Source organism: Pseudomonas pergaminensis (assembly GCF_024112395.2).
Taxonomy (GTDB): Bacteria; Pseudomonadota; Gammaproteobacteria; order Pseudomonadales; family Pseudomonadaceae; genus Aquipseudomonas; species Aquipseudomonas pergaminensis.
In genome coordinates, this window is the sequence record NZ_CP078013.2 from 3,879,894 (window position 1) to 3,893,799 (window position 13,906).

At 62.8% G+C, this 13,906-nt stretch carries 13 protein-coding genes; 3 read left to right on the forward strand and 10 right to left on the reverse strand.

The features are described 5' to 3' along the window. Positions 1-11: 11 nt before the first annotated feature. Together KUA23_RS17465 and KUA23_RS17470 are read right to left on the reverse strand one after the other, a co-directional pair. On the reverse strand, positions 12-965 hold the full coding sequence (locus KUA23_RS17465; RefSeq protein ID WP_252992512.1) for a FecR domain-containing protein: 954 nt from the start codon (positions 963-965) through the stop codon (positions 12-14). Beyond that, positions 962-1,459 (reverse strand): sigma-70 family RNA polymerase sigma factor, encoded by a 498-nt coding sequence (locus tag KUA23_RS17470; protein ID WP_078048874.1) that lies wholly within the window; start codon positions 1,457-1,459, stop codon positions 962-964. The genes KUA23_RS17465 and KUA23_RS17470 overlap by 4 nt, the downstream gene beginning before the upstream one ends. A 136-nt stretch (positions 1,460-1,595) precedes the next feature. Here KUA23_RS17470 and KUA23_RS17475 point away from each other — a divergent pair, with 136 nt between their 5' ends. Together KUA23_RS17475 and KUA23_RS17480 are read left to right on the forward strand one after the other, a co-directional pair. Then, positions 1,596-2,750 (forward strand): acetyltransferase domain-containing protein, encoded by a 1,155-nt coding sequence (locus KUA23_RS17475; protein ID WP_252992513.1) that lies wholly within the window; start codon positions 1,596-1,598, stop codon positions 2,748-2,750. A 210-nt stretch (positions 2,751-2,960) separates the two neighbouring features. Then, positions 2,961-4,604, forward strand: a complete 1,644-nt coding sequence (locus KUA23_RS17480) for a sensor domain-containing diguanylate cyclase (RefSeq protein WP_252992514.1) — start codon at positions 2,961-2,963, stop codon at positions 4,602-4,604. Between the two features lie 160 nt (positions 4,605-4,764). Here KUA23_RS17480 and KUA23_RS17485 read toward each other — a convergent pair whose 3' ends face one another. The 8 genes from KUA23_RS17485 to KUA23_RS17520 form a co-directional block, all read right to left on the reverse strand. Further along, positions 4,765-6,084 (reverse strand): OprD family porin, encoded by a 1,320-nt coding sequence (locus KUA23_RS17485; RefSeq protein ID WP_100490446.1) that lies wholly within the window; start codon positions 6,082-6,084, stop codon positions 4,765-4,767. Positions 6,085-6,220: 136 nt separating this feature from the next. Further along, positions 6,221-7,054 (reverse strand): phosphodiesterase, encoded by an 834-nt coding sequence (locus KUA23_RS17490; protein ID WP_078048878.1) that lies wholly within the window; start codon positions 7,052-7,054, stop codon positions 6,221-6,223. Positions 7,055-7,063: 9 nt separating this feature from the next. Further along, on the reverse strand, positions 7,064-8,095 hold the full coding sequence (locus KUA23_RS17495) for an ABC transporter ATP-binding protein (RefSeq protein WP_099491765.1): 1,032 nt from the start codon (positions 8,093-8,095) through the stop codon (positions 7,064-7,066). Further along, complete coding sequence (locus tag KUA23_RS17500) at positions 8,092-8,886, reverse strand: ABC transporter permease (protein ID WP_078048880.1); 795 nt, start codon at positions 8,884-8,886, stop codon at positions 8,092-8,094. Before KUA23_RS17500 ends, KUA23_RS17495 begins: the two co-directional genes overlap by 4 nt. Next, positions 8,883-9,701 carry an ABC transporter permease gene (locus tag KUA23_RS17505; RefSeq protein WP_078048881.1) on the reverse strand — a complete coding sequence of 273 codons (819 nt, stop codon included), beginning with the start codon at positions 9,699-9,701 and terminating at the stop codon, positions 8,883-8,885. The genes KUA23_RS17500 and KUA23_RS17505 overlap by 4 nt, the downstream gene beginning before the upstream one ends. Next, positions 9,702-10,706, reverse strand: a complete 1,005-nt coding sequence (locus KUA23_RS17510) for an ABC transporter substrate-binding protein (RefSeq protein WP_252992515.1) — start codon at positions 10,704-10,706, stop codon at positions 9,702-9,704. Further along, a complete protein-coding gene (locus tag KUA23_RS17515; protein ID WP_252992516.1) occupies positions 10,690-11,709 on the reverse strand; it encodes a LacI family DNA-binding transcriptional regulator in 1,020 nt (339 codons plus the stop codon). The genes KUA23_RS17510 and KUA23_RS17515 overlap by 17 nt, the downstream gene beginning before the upstream one ends. Positions 11,710-11,938: 229 nt before the next feature. Then, positions 11,939-12,610 (reverse strand): DUF2268 domain-containing putative Zn-dependent protease, encoded by a 672-nt coding sequence (locus KUA23_RS17520; protein ID WP_252992517.1) that lies wholly within the window; start codon positions 12,608-12,610, stop codon positions 11,939-11,941. Between the two features lie 185 nt (positions 12,611-12,795). Here KUA23_RS17520 and KUA23_RS17525 point away from each other — a divergent pair, with 185 nt between their 5' ends. Then, entirely contained in the window at positions 12,796-13,893 is a 1,098-nt protein-coding gene (locus KUA23_RS17525; protein WP_252992518.1) for a carboxynorspermidine decarboxylase, read from the forward strand. Positions 13,894-13,906 lie beyond the last annotated feature (13 nt).

Genomic DNA, 13,906 nt, shown 5'->3' on the forward strand with positions numbered 1-13,906 from the left:
CGAAAAAAATCTCAGCGCGGCTCGACGGTCACCCAGTAGCCGGTGAGGCTGCTTATCTTGACCGGCAGGGTTTCCTGCAACAGACGCAGGCTGGCATCGGTGTCACGCAGGGGGAACGCCCCGGACACGGTCAGCGCGGCCACACTGGCGTGGCAACGCAACACGCCACGACGGTAACGGCCCAACTCATCGAGCAAGTCCGCCAGGCGCATCCGTTGGGCCAGCAGCATGCCGTTTTCCCAAGTGGTTGCGCCGATGTCCAGCGGCTGCATGGGCGCCACGCTGTCGCCACTGAAGGCGCCTTGCTCGCCGGCCTTGAGGGTCAGCCCACGGTTGGCGTGCGCTGGCAGCATTTCCACCGCCCCGTCGAGCACGGCCACGCGGCTGCTCTGCTCGCCGACTCGCACACTGAAATGCGTGCCCAGGGCGCGGGCGGTGCCGTGGCGGGTCTGCACGATAAACGGGCGATGGCTGGGTGCAGGATCCTTGGCGGTGGTGATCATCACTTCGCCTTGCAGCAACTCGATACGCCGCACTTGGTCAGTGAAGACGATGTTCAGTGAGCTGGCCGTATTGATCAGCAGGCGCGTGCCATCGGGCAAGGTAAGGCTGCGCTGTTCGCCGGTGGCGGTGTGTTGGTCGGCGGTCCACAATTGCCACGGTTTTTGCCGATACGCCAGCCAGGTCGCCGGCCCCGCCAACAGCAACAGCCCGAGGGCCTGGCGACGGCCGAGGGATTTTTTGCGACCGATGCGCTTGAGGGTGTCGCCGGCAATCGCGGCGGGCACGCTGTCGAAGTCGCCCAGGATCGCTTGCGCGCGCTGCCAGGCCTGGGCGTGCTGGGCGCTGCGGCCCTGCCACTGGGCAATGGCGCGGCGGTCTTCATCGGTGGCGCTGCCGGACTGCAATTGCACCATCCAGTCGGCGGCTTCGCCGAGGATCAGCGGGTCAATGGACGGGTTCATGCCACGCTCAGGCATGCCAGGAACGCATCGCGCATATAGCGTTTGACCGACACCAGCGACACCTGCAATTGCTCGGCTATCTGCGCGTAAGTGAGGCCATCGATCTGTGACATCAGGAAGGCTTGGCGGGTCTTTTCGGGCAAGTCGCGCAGCATGGCTTCGATACGGTACAGCGCCTCCAGGATCAGCCAACGGGTTTCCGGCGACGGCACTTCCTGCTCCGGCAGGTGGGCGATGGTCTCCAGGTAGGCGCGTTCGACTTCCTGGCGGCGCCAACTGTCGATCATCAAGCCCTTGGCGATATGGGTGAGCAACGCTCGCGGCTCGCTGCCGAAACCGGCGCCGGGCTGGCGGGTGAGCAGGCGCATGAAGGTGTCGTGGGCCAGGTCGGCCGCATCACTGGCGTTGCCGAGCTTGCGGTCGAGCCAGCGGTACAACCATCCATGGTGTTCGCAGTACAGGTCCTGGATAGGCAAATGGAGGGGGGACGACATGCGAATCACCGGCGCGGGGAGCCAAGGAGTAATTAAGAATTGATCGCATTCTAGTCTGACCAAGGAATCGCGGCAACGCGCAAATTAATGTTATAGGATAACGCCCCACTTCCGCCCTGCCCTGTGATGCTTGCCCATGACCGACGCTTTACCTCTGCGCCAACGCCTGCTTTCCATCGACGCCCTGCGCGGCCTGGTGATCCTGTTCATGCTGCTGGACCACGTGCGCGAAACCTTCCTGCTGCACCGCCAGGTCAGCGACCCGATGATCATCGACAGCACCGAGCCCGCGCTGTTTGTCAGCCGCACCCTCGCGCACCTGTGTGCGCCGGTGTTTGTGTTGCTCACAGGCTTGTCGGCCTGGCTCTATGGCCAGAAGTACTCGGGCCGCCGCGATGTGTCGGCGTTCCTGTTCAAGCGCGGGCTGTTCCTGGTGGTGCTGGAATTTACCCTGGTCAACTTTGCCTGGACCTTCCAACTGCCACCCAGCGTGATCTACATGCAGGTGATCTGGGCGATTGGCGTGAGCATGCTCGCCCTGGCCGCGCTGGTGTGGTTGCCGCGCCCAGTGCTGATTGCCGTGGCACTGGTGATCATTGGCGGGCACAACTTGCTCGATGGCTTGCACTTCGATGCGGGCTCGGCCCTGCATGTGCCGTGGACAATCCTGCATGAACGCAGTTGGATCGAGGTCGGCGATTCGCTGCGGCTGCGTACCACCTACCCGGTGCTGCCGTGGATCGGCGTGATTGCCCTGGGTTACGGGTTGGGCCCCTGGTTTGCCCAGGGCATGCCATCGGCGTTGCGCCAGCGCTTTCTGTTGCTGGCCGGTGTGGGGGCATTGGTGGGGTTCGTGGTGTTGCGCACGGCCAATGGGTATGGGGAGAAGCCGTGGCATGCCTATGAGAACGGCGTGCAGACCCTGATGAGTTTTTTCAACATCACCAAGTACCCGCCTTCGCTGCTGTTTCTGGCATTGACCCTGGGGGTTGGCTTGCTGCTGTTGCTGGCGTTTGAACGTGCGGGGCAAAAACGCTGGATCGGTATCCTGGCCACGTTCGGGGCGGCGCCCATGTTCTTCTATCTGCTGCACCTGTATGTGCTGAAAATCCTCTACGTTGCCTGTGTGGCGCTGTTTGGGCTTAATCACGGCAACTACTTCGGTTTCGACAGCATCGGCGCTATTTGGCTGGTGGCATTGCTCCTGCCCTTGGCGCTGTATCCGCCGGTACGCTGGTTTGCAGCGCTCAAGGCTCGGCGCCGTGACTTGGCGTGGCTCAAATACCTGTAGCGGCCCCGGTTGCTTTTCTGTGAGAGCTGGCTTGCCAGCGATGGAAGGCAGCCATTGTCGACAGGCGTCCATAATGAGCCATACTCATTATATTCCAGACAACCATAAAAACCGCTCAGGTTGATACCCCTGGATAAGCGACGCCATCACTGGCCGCAGCCCATCCATTGCGCCTACCATGGTTCCAAACGACCACTCCATAGAGCCCTCATGATCAAAGCCAGCCTGCGCAGTCACCTGACCCTCTGGTTCGCCGGTTTATCGTTGCTTACGTTATTGAGCGTGGGCTTTTACGTGGGGTACATCGCCACTGAACAGGTGAAGCAGGCCAGCGGCAGTACGCTGCTGAGTACGGCGCGCTCTGCCGCTGCCCTGCTGGCCGTGCAATTGCGCGAGCGACAGCTGGAAGTGTCACTGCTGAGCAAGGCGCCGTTGTTTCGCCAGGGCGACCTGGACGCGCCAGATATCCTCACCCTGATGGAACTGCGCACCCAGTCGCGCGCCGAGTATGCGTGGATGGGCGTGGCCGATGCCGAGGGCAAGGTGCGCCAGGCGGTCAACGGCTTGCTGGTCGGTCAGTCGGTGCAGCAACGGCCATGGTTCCAGGCGGGCATGCGCGGCGAGTACACCGGCGATCCCCACGAAGCCGTGCTGCTGGCCAAGCTGCTGCCGGGCGCCGCCAACGGCGAGCCACTGCGCTTTATCGATTTCGCCGCACCGATTCGCAATGCCCAGGGCGAGACCATCGGCGTGCTGGGCGCACATGCGCATTGGCGCTGGGTCACGCAAATCGTCGATTCTGCCGTGATGCAGAAAGATGCCGTGCCGAACCTTGAAGCGCTGATTGTCGACTTCGACGGCAAAGTGCTCTACCCGGAAGTACTGACGGGTGAGCGGATGCCGCCGGCCAACCTGGGCAAGCCGTCGGGCTGGTCCACCGGCGATGGCTACGTCACTGCCTCGGTGGCGGTGCCCAGCCCGTCGAATGCAAAAGTGAGCTGGTACATCATGGTGCGCCAGCCCCTGGACGTTGCGTTGCAACCGGCGCGTGTGCTGCTGTACAAACTGTTGCTGCTGGGGCTGATCGCCGCCGTGGTGTTTGGACTGGTCGCCTACTACCTGGCGTCTACCCTCAGCCGCCCGATCGAACGCCTGGCCCGGTCCGCCAAGCAGGTGCAGGACCAACTACCCGGCGCGGTCTTCCCTCAGGATCACCCGGTGCTGGAAATTGCCCAGTTGGGCCGCTCGCTCACCGGCATGACCCAATCCCTGCTGTCCAAGGAGCGCCAGTTGCAAGAGGCTAACGCCTCCCTGGAAGCGACCGTCGCGCAACGCACCGCTGACCTCACCCAAGCCAATGCCGAGCTGCTCAAGCTCGCCACCCACGATGCATTGACCGGCGTCTACAACCGCCGTCGCTTCGATGAAAAACTCGCCGAAAACAGCCTGCTGTTCCAACGTACAGGCCGCACCTTCGCGTTGCTGTTGATCGATGCCGACTACTTCAAACGCGTCAACGACACGTACGGCCACGCCATCGGCGACGACGTGCTGTGCCAACTGGCCGCGCTGATCGAAAACACCACCCGCGCCACCGACTTTGTGGCGCGTTACGGCGGTGAGGAATTCGCGGTGCTGCTGCCCGAAGTCGAAGCACCCGACAGCCCTGAAGTGGTGGCGGAAAAAATCCGTAAGGCCGTTGAGACGGCAGTGTTTCCAACCGTGGGCCATGTGACCGTGAGCATCGGCGTGGGCGTCGCCGAACCGTCGGACCGCGACACCTCGGCGCTGCTCAAGCGCGCGGATATGCAATTGTACGAGGCCAAGGCCGCGGGCAGGAACCGCGTGGCTTGACCACGATAATCGTGTGTCGCGTGAGTCGATTATGGTGAGCTTTAGCCAGGCTACGATAGCGGTGGGTCAGCCTGAATCTCCGCTGGCATCGCCTCCGCCATCGCGGCCTCGCTAAGGCTCGACGGCGCCCCTATTGGCCGTGTGGCGCCTTAATGTGCCGTTACATCAACGGAATCGAATAACTCACAAACACCCGATTCTGATCCTGGTCCCGCGCCACTTCGCTGCGCGACACTCCGTTGCGCCAGCCGAACCCGACGTTCTTGAACGTGCCGCTCTGCACCACGTAGTCCAGGGAAATATCGCGCTCCCATTCACTCGCATCGTTGCCGCCGGTGGTGAGGATGTGGTCGCCCTTCAGGTACATCACGGAGGCCTTCAGGCCCGGTACGCCGAGCGAGGCGAAGTCATAGGCGTATTGGGCAAAGGCCGTGCGTTCGCCGGCCTGGATGAAGGTCTGCACGGTACGGTCGGTGTAGAGGTACAGGCTGGAACCGCCCTCCCCTTTATTGACCAGGCCGCCCTGGTTGAGCTGGGCGAAATTGCTGTCGTCCGAGACTTGCTGGTAACCGGCAGTGATCGCGTGCGGGCCCAGGGAGTAGATGAACGCCGCGCTCCAGGTGTTGTTGTCGATTTCACCGTTGCCGTTCTTGGTATAGCCGCCGAGCTTGTAGCCTTCGGCGCGGCCGGCGGCGCTGCTGTTCTTGCCGTCGGAGCGGGTCTTGAAGTAGCGCAAATCGGTTTTCAATGAGCCAAAGTCACCCAGCGGTAGTACATGGATCAGGCCGGCAAAGTGTTGTTGGTAATAGTCTTCGAGGTTGGCGTAGTAGTACTGGACCATCAGGTCCTTGGTCACTTGGTAATCGGCGCCGGCGTAATTGAATGTGTTGCTTTCCTGGGTGCCGCCCGCTGCCGCCAGGCCGCTGCGGTCGCTGGAGCCACGGCCGGTGGCGTGTTGCAGTTGGCCGCCGATCAGGGTCAGGTTGTCGATGTCCTTGCTGGTGATTTGCCCGCCTTCGAACGACTGCGGTAACAGGCGCCCATCGTTGCTCACAAGGATCGGCAGGTTCGGCCGCAGGTAGCCGTAGCGCAACTCGCTCTTGGCGAAACGCGCCTTGGCTGTCGCGCCGCCACGGGCCCAGTTGTCGGCGGCCTTGCCGTCGTCGGTGGGGATCATCGAGCTGCCCACATGGCGCCCGGCGCCGCTGTCGAGGGTCAGGCCGAGCATGCCCACCGCATCCAGGCCGAACCCGACAGTGCCATCGGTAAAGCCCGACTGATAGTTGAGGATAAACGCCTGGCCCCACTCTTCGGTTTTCGACGGCGCGGCGGCGCCGTCGCGGTTGTCGTTGTTGAAGTAGAAGTTGCGCAGGCTCAAGTTGGCTTTGCTGTCACCCAGGAAATCAGCCGAGGCCAAGGGGCTCAGGGCAATGCCCAGGCTGCCGGTCAATACGCTTAATACATTCAAAGTGGCTTTCATCAGGACGAACTCCGGCGCGGAATCCAAGTTCCGGGCGCAAATAATGGGCAGCAGGAAACACACGGCCAAACTCGGTTGGCCGGTGCGTGAACGAACGTTTAGCGGCTTAGTTGAACGAGTGAACCTCCGTATAACCTCAGTCAATCAATCCATGAGCGTCATAAAACGGATACGGCCCCGGGTAGTCCCCGAACACGCCGTTGTGGCTGATCAAACCTTGTTGCGCCTCCCAGCGATGCAACAAATAGCCCGCCGGCTCCAGGTTGAAATGCGCGGGCGCCGCTTCTTGCAAATCCAGCACGATCTGGTGAGAGGTGCCGGGGCACACACAACTGAGGCTGCCGCCGAAACGCCGTTGCATTGGCCGGTGCAGGTGCCCGCACAGCAGGCGTTCCACTTGCGGATGGCGAGCCACGACGTGCTCCAGCGCAGCGGCATTGATGAAAGGTTCGCGGTCCATGTGGCCGATGCCACTGATGAAGGGCGGGTGATGCAGGATCAACAGCGTCGGCGCGTCGGGACGCAGTGCCAGTTGTGCATCCAGCCACTGCAACTGGCTATCGAGCAACTGGCCGCCGTGGCCGCCAGGGATAGTGGAATCCAGGCCGATCAGCCGCAGCGGGTGCTCCTCCACCACCCAGTCCAATGGGCCGTCTGCCGAGGCCGGCAAGTAGCGGTGATCACGGAATGCCTCCAGCAGCGGCCCACGCGTGTCGTGGTTGCCTGGCACCAGGTAGCACGGCATGTGCAGGCGCGCGAGTTCGGGGTGCAGCACGGCGTATTCATCGGCGCGGCCGAAGTCCACCAGGTCACCGCTGATCACCACGATATCGGGCCGTGGGTAGCTGGCGTTGAGGTGGTCGACGGCACGCCGTAGCGCGCCGAGGGTATCGACCACGCCATAGGTGAGGCGCTGGCCGGCTTTAAGGTGCAGGTCGCTGATCTGCGCGACAAGGAACGGACGATTCACAATAGATTCTCAGGCATTCAGGGTGAACAACATGTGCGGCGCAATCGCCAGGGCAATCGGCGCGCCGACGGCGTACAGCTGGTTATCACTGCTGTCGACCAGCAACGGCTGCGGGCCGCCCACATCCACCAGCAGGCGGCTTTGCGCGCCCTGGAAGAACTGCGCCAACAGATGACCGTGCAAGTGCCCTTCACCCTCCATTACCCGCAGGTGTTCGGGGCGGCAGTAGACGGTGCTGGGCAGGTCAGCGGTGTGCCACGGCAGTTCACCGCCACAGACTTTCAAGCCATGGGCCGACGACGCGATCACGGCGAAGGCATTGAGGTTGCCGACAAACCCCGCGACGAAGGCGTTGGCCGGTTTCTGGTAGATGTCGCGCGGGCTGGCCAACTGGGCGACACGGCCGTGCTCCATCACCAGGATGCGGTCGCCCAGGGCCATGGCTTCGCCCTGGTCGTGGGTGACGAAGACCGAGGTGATACCGAGCCCGCGCAGCAGTTCATTCAACTCGCTGCGCAGGCGTTCGCGCAGTTGTGCATCGAGCGCCGCCAGCGGCTCATCCAGCAGTAACACCTTGGGGCGCGGCGCCAAGGCACGGGCCAGGGCCACGCGCTGGCGCTGGCCGCCGGAGAGCTCGTGGATGCTGCGCTTGCCGTGGTTCTGCAAGCCCACCAGCTCCAGCAACTCGTCGCAGCGCTTGTTGCGTTCAGGCACCGACATGCCGCGAATCTTCAAGCCGTAGACGATATTCCCGGCCACATCCAGGTTGGGAAACAGCGCGTAGTTCTGGAACACCATGCCCACATCGCGGCGCTCGATTGGCAGGCGGGTCACGTCCTGGTCACCGAACAGCACCTGGCCCACGTCCGGGCGTTCGAGGCCGGCGATCAGGCGCAAGGTCGTGGTTTTGCCACAGCCGGATGGGCCAAGGATCGCCAGGGTTTCACCGCCTTCGACGGTCAGGTTCAAGTCATGCACGGCCACGGTGCCATCGGCGAACGCCTTGCGACAGCCTTGCAGGCGGATAGTGATAGCGGTCATCGACGCTCTCCACGGGACAAACGGGCACTGATGGCCTGCAACGCAATCAGCAGCGGCACGATCATCAGCAAAAAGATAAGGGTGTAGGCGCTGGCGATTTCCAGGCGCGCCGAGGCGTAGCTGTCCGCCAGGCCCACGGGCAAGGTCTTGGTCATCGGCGTGTGGAGCATCCAGGTCAGGTTGAATTCACCCAGGGACAAGGTGACCACCATCAACACACCTGCCAGGATCCCCGCGCGGCAGTTGGGCACCACCACGGAAAAAAACCGCTTGAAAGGCCCCGCGCCCAGGCTCGCCGCCGCCTCCTCCAGCACCGGCAATTGCTGGCGCTGCATCACCGCCATCACCGGGCGCACCAGGAACGGCAAGGTGAACAACACGTGGCCGACCAGAATGAACACCCAACTGCTGCGAAAGCTGCCGAACTGGCCATAGGTGAGCAGCAACGCCAGCGCACTGGCCAAACCCGGCATGGCCACCGGCAGCACCATCAGTTCTTCAAAGGCGCGGCTGAAGCGGTTGTTCAGGCGCACCAATGCGTAGGCCGCCGGTACGCCAATCACGCAGACGCACACCGCGCAGGCCAGGGCCAATTGCAGGGACAGCCACACGGTGGGCGAATAGGCCTGCCATACCTGGATCAACCAGTCGAAGGTCAGGCCACTGGACAGGCCGACAAAGAAGTTGCGGGTCAGCCCGGCCAGCAGCGACATCAGCACCGGTACCAGCATGAAGGCACACACCAGCAGGGTGAACAGCAGTTGCAGCACAAACAGCGATGAGCGTTTCACAGCACAGTCCCCGCGTTTTTCACCAGGCGCCGCGTGAGCAGCAACACGGCCCAGGTCACCGCGCCGAGCACCACCGACAGCGCGGCAGCCACGGCAAAGTTGGCGTAGTTGGTAAACACGTTGTAGATCGCCACCGGGGTGACATTCAGCCGCGTGCCTAACGTAAAGGCGGTGCCGAAGGCGCCCATGGAGGTGGCGAAACAGATCGCCCCGCACGACGCCAACGCCGGCGCCAGGCCCGGCACAATCACATCGCACACCACGCGCCAATGCCCGGCACCCAGGGAGTGCGCGGCTTCCTCCAGGCTGCGGTCGAGGCTTTCGCACGCCGCCATCACCGTGAGGATCACCCGTGGAATCGAGAAGTACAGGTAGCCCACGAACAACCCCGCCAGCGAGTAGGCAAAGATCCAGCGCTCACCCGCCAGTTGCAGGCCCAGGGCGGCAAACAAGCCCTGGCGCCCGGCCAGCAGGATCACCAGGAAGCCCACTACCACGCCAGGAAAGGCCAGGGGAAATGTCAGCAACGCCACCAGCGCCGAGCGCCCGAAGAACTGCTGGCGGGCGAGGAACACGCCGCTGATGCCGCCGATCACCAGCGCCACCAGCGTCACCACCACCGCCAGCACCAGGGTCTGCCCAAGGCTGCCCAAATACTGCGCGCTACTGAGCACCTGCCAATAGCCGCTGCCGTTGCTGTCGCGGCTCTCGGCACCGAGCAGCACCAAGTGCGCCAGCGGCAATAGCCAAAACGCGAGCAGTACCGCAAAGGCCGGGGCCAGTGCCCAGGCTGCCTGCCTTGCCGATGCAGCCACTTACTTAACCTCGTTCAAGTAACGGGCGGCGAAGGCTTCCTGCACAGCGGCCATTTTTTCGTAGTCCACCACACCGGCACGGGCGTAATCGCTGTCGGGCAGGAACTGTGCGGCCACGTCAGCCGGCATTTTCATTGGCCGCACAGGGCGCAGGTAGGCCTTGGCCCAGAGCGCCTGGCCTTCGTCCGACAGCACGAAGTCGAGGACTTTTTCCGCATTGGCGCGGTGTGGCGCGTTGGCGACCAGGCTCATCACGTAAGGCACGCTGATGCTGCCTTCCTGGGGGATCACGAAGGCGACGTTGGCCTTGTCTTTGTAGCGCGCGCGGTAGGCGTTGAAGTCGTAGTCCACCAGGATTGGCAACTCACCGGACAGCACCCGTGCATACGCGGTTTGCTTGGGCACGATGGGCGCGTTCTTCGCCAGTTTCTGGAAGTAATCGATGCCGGGGGCGAAGTTGTCGAGGTCACCGCCCAGGGCGCGGTTGATCGCCACAGCCGAGACGTAGCCGACGAAGGCGCTGGAGGGATCGAGGTAACCGACCATGCCTTTGTACTCAGGCTTGAGCAGATCGGCCCAGCTTTGCGGCACCGGCAAACCACCGAGCGCGTCGACGTTGACCATGATGCCCAAGGTGCCGGAGTGGATCGCGAACCAATGGCCGGCCGGGTCCTTGAGGCCAGCGGGGATCTGGTCCCAGGCCTTGGGCTTGTAGGTGCCGACCACCTCGGCTTTTTGCGCCTGCAGGCCGAAGGTCACGCCGTAGTACACGACGTCGGCGACAGGTGCGGCTTTTTCCGCCACCAACTGCGCCAGGGACTGGCCGGAGTTCTTGTTGTCCAGCGGCACCTGCACGCCGGTGCTGGCGGCGATGGCCTTGAGCTGGGTGCCCCAGTCGGCCCAGTCCGGCGGGCAGTTGTAGCAAATTGCGGTGTCGGCGGCCTGGGCCAGGCTGGCCGCTCCGCACAGCAGCACGGCGGCGAGGGTTTTACTGAGTGCGCGCATCTAGGGTCTCCTCATGGGGTTGGGTACTGTCGCCGGGGCGAATATGGCAAGGCAGGCAGTGGGAAATCGGGGCGTTGCCGGCGATCTGCGCCAGCAGCTGGTCAATCACGGTGCTGGCGAGCAGCGCGATGGGCTGCACCACGCTGCACAGGGTTGGGTGAATCTGGGTGCCGAGGCTGATGCCGTCAAAGCCCATCACCGAGAGTTGTTCGGGCACATCCCAGGCGTTGCGGCGCAGTTCGGCGATCAAGCTGATTGCCAGGAAGTCGTTGGAACACACCAGCGCGGTGGGCGCACCGGGGCCTTGAAGAAAGGGTTCGATGGCGGCGAACTCGACCTGGGTATGGGCCGGCATTTCAATCACCGGGCGGGGGTCGAGGGCGTATTCGCGCATTGCATCGCAATAACCGGCGTAGCGCAGGCGGGCACGGTCGGATTGCAGCGCAGGGCCGGCGACCATGCTGATGCGTCGATGGCCGGCTTCCAGCAGATAACGCGTGGCCAGGGCCATGCCGGCGCGGTTGTCGACCGACACGGCGCTGTAGTTGGGGTTGCTCGGTTGGTGGTAGGCCAGCACGAACGGGGTCTGTTCGGTGTTGAGGCTGCTGAGCACGCTGTTGCTTTCGGCATCGGTGACCGTCAGCACCAGGCCATCGACGCGCTGGCGCAGCAGTTCTTCCACCACGCTGCTTTCGCGTTCGCTGTCGTAGTCGGTGGTCGCCAGCAACAGGCTATAGCCACGCGCCCGAGCCGCGCGCTCCATGGCCTGGAATTGTTCAGCGAATACCGGGTTGAGCAAGTTGGGCACCACCACGCCGATCAACTGGGTGGTTTGCAGGCGCAGTTGGCGGCCCAGCAGATTGGGGCGGAAGCCCAACTCGCGGGCGGCGGCAAACACCTGTTCACGGGTGGCCGGGCGCACTTGGTCAGGGGAAGCAAAAGTGCGGGCGGCGGTGGCGCGGGAGACCCCGGCCAGCCTTGCTACGTCTTTCAGGTCAGTCATTGTCACTCGCTTGAGATCGATCTCATTGGCGAGGACAGTAGCGAGGGAATGTGGCAGCCAGGTGGTGAGGAGATGACAATTTGATGTCATCGATGGCCCATCACCTTATTGCGACGGATGCCGTTTAGAGGTGGTGGCTTGCCTGAGATAGCGGTGGGTCAGCCACTTCTGCAGTGACTGATACGCTGCCATCGCAGGCAAGCCAGCTCCCACAGGGGATCGGCGGTGGTCATGAGGTCTGTTTCACCAGTCCCTGCCCCGCCGCCACCGCCAGGACGTCTTGGGCAGGCACGTTGACCCAGGTGGTTGCATCAAGCATGCCTGCAGTGGCCAACCATCGGCCGACCATGTGGTGCCCCAGCGCATACCCCAGCCATTTTGGCTTGTCGCCGGTGCCAAAGAACCAGGCGCTGTGATCGTAGTGGTTCGCTGCCAGTTCAGTCATATTCACCGGGGCCGCCTGCAAGGCTTCAAGGCTCAGCGCCCTCTCCCACGGCTCCGGCTCGCTGCCCAGTGCATGCTGCACAAACTGCCCGGCCAGGCCTTCACTGATCAGCGCCTCCCCCAGCGTCCAGCCGTACCCCGGCCCGGCCATGCGCAGGCAATGGTGCACCTCGTGCACGATATGCCGGCGCACAGCCCCGCTCTCAAGGCTAGCGGCGAAGTTCGGGTTGTCGGGATCCAGGGTCAGCGAGAACATCGTGCTGCGATACGCACGCCCGACCAGGCCAAGCTCAGCGATGGTTTCGCCGGGCAGGCGTTGGAGGAGCACATCCAGGCGCGGCGCCGGCACGCATCGGGAAATGGCCTGGTAGGCGATGTCGAATTCTTGCGTCAGTGCCTGGCGAAACGCGGCCAGGGAGCCCGAAGCTTCCAGCCAATGCAGTGTCCATGCGTCCATTCTTACCTCTCGTCGTCCAAACCGGATTCCATCACGGCAGCGGCTCATCATACCGTTGAGCTGTCACATCCATGGGTCAGTTTAAAAGCAGCGCAGCAAAATCCGCCCACTAACCTTTCGATTCGATCCAAGTGCGGGCACAATGCGTGTCCTTTTTTGGCAGGCACCGCCGCAGGCTCTCAAAAATGATCAAAACGCCGTACTACCTCATCGATAAACAGAAGCTTCTGGTCAACATGCAGAAGATTGCTTACGTGCGCGAACAGTCCGGCGCCAAGGCTCTGCTGGCGCTCAAGTGCTTTGCCACCTGGTCGGTGTTCGACCTGATGCAGCAATACATGGACGGCACCACCTCGTCGTCGTTGTATGAGCTCAAGCTCGGCCGCCAGAAGTTCGAAGGCGAGGCGCACGCCTACAGCGTGGCCTGGGCCGACGACGAAATCGAAGAGATGCTGGATAACTGCGACAAGATCATCTTCAACTCCATCAGCCAGCTGCAGCGTTTTGCCGTACGCTCCGAAGGCAAGACCCGCGGCCTGCGCGTCAACCCACAGGTGAGCAGCTCCGACTACCTGCTGGCCGACCCGGCGCGTCCGTTCAGCCGCCTGGGCGAATGGGACCCGGTGAAGATCGAAGGCGTGATCGAGCAGATATCCGGCTTCATGTTCCACAACAACTGCGAGAACGGCGATTTCAGCCTGTTCGACAAGATGCTCGGCACCATCGAAGAACGCTTCGGCGCGCTGCTGCACAAGGTCGAGTGGGTCAGCCTCGGCGGCGGCATCCACTTCACCGGTGAAGACTATGCGGTGGACGCATTCTGCGCGCGCTTGAAAGCCTTCTCTGAAAAATACGGCGTGCAGGTGTACCTGGAACCCGGCGAAGCGGCGATCACCAACAGCGCCTCCCTGGAAGTCACCGTGCTCGACACGCTCTACAACGGCAAGAACCTCGCCGTGGTCGACAGCTCCATCGAAGCCCACCTGCTGGACCTGCTGATCTACCGCCTCAACGCCAAGCTGGCGCCGAGCGATGGCGAACACACTGTGATGGTGTGCGGCAAATCCTGCCTGGCCGGGGACATCTTCGGCGAGTACCAATTTGATCGTCCGCTGGCCATCGGCGATCGGCTGTCGTTCATCGACACCGCAGGCTACACCATGGTCAAGAAAAACTGGTTCAACGGCCTGAAAATGCCGTCCATCGTAGTGAAACAACTCGACGGTACAGTCGAGGTGGTTCGTGAATTTGGTTACGACGACTACCTGTCCAGCCTTTCGTAAGCTGGCGGATAAA

Coding starts and splice junctions, on each gene's coding strand:
- KUA23_RS17465 (WP_252992512.1), bottom strand. CDS start 965: ATGAACCCGTCCATTGACCCGCTGATCCTCGGCGAAGCCGCCGACTGG.
- KUA23_RS17470 (WP_078048874.1), bottom strand. CDS start 1,459: ATGTCGTCCCCCCTCCATTTGCCTATCCAGGACCTGTACTGCGAACAC.
- KUA23_RS17475 (WP_252992513.1), top strand. CDS start 1,596: ATGACCGACGCTTTACCTCTGCGCCAACGCCTGCTTTCCATCGACGCC.
- KUA23_RS17480 (WP_252992514.1), top strand. CDS start 2,961: ATGATCAAAGCCAGCCTGCGCAGTCACCTGACCCTCTGGTTCGCCGGT.
- KUA23_RS17485 (WP_100490446.1), bottom strand. CDS start 6,084: ATGAAAGCCACTTTGAATGTATTAAGCGTATTGACCGGCAGCCTGGGC.
- KUA23_RS17495 (WP_099491765.1), bottom strand. CDS start 8,095: ATGACCGCTATCACTATCCGCCTGCAAGGCTGTCGCAAGGCGTTCGCC.
- KUA23_RS17510 (WP_252992515.1), bottom strand. CDS start 10,706: ATGCGCGCACTCAGTAAAACCCTCGCCGCCGTGCTGCTGTGCGGAGCG.
- KUA23_RS17515 (WP_252992516.1), bottom strand. CDS start 11,709: ATGACTGACCTGAAAGACGTAGCAAGGCTGGCCGGGGTCTCCCGCGCC.
- KUA23_RS17520 (WP_252992517.1), bottom strand. CDS start 12,610: ATGGACGCATGGACACTGCATTGGCTGGAAGCTTCGGGCTCCCTGGCC.
- KUA23_RS17525 (WP_252992518.1), top strand. CDS start 12,796: ATGATCAAAACGCCGTACTACCTCATCGATAAACAGAAGCTTCTGGTC.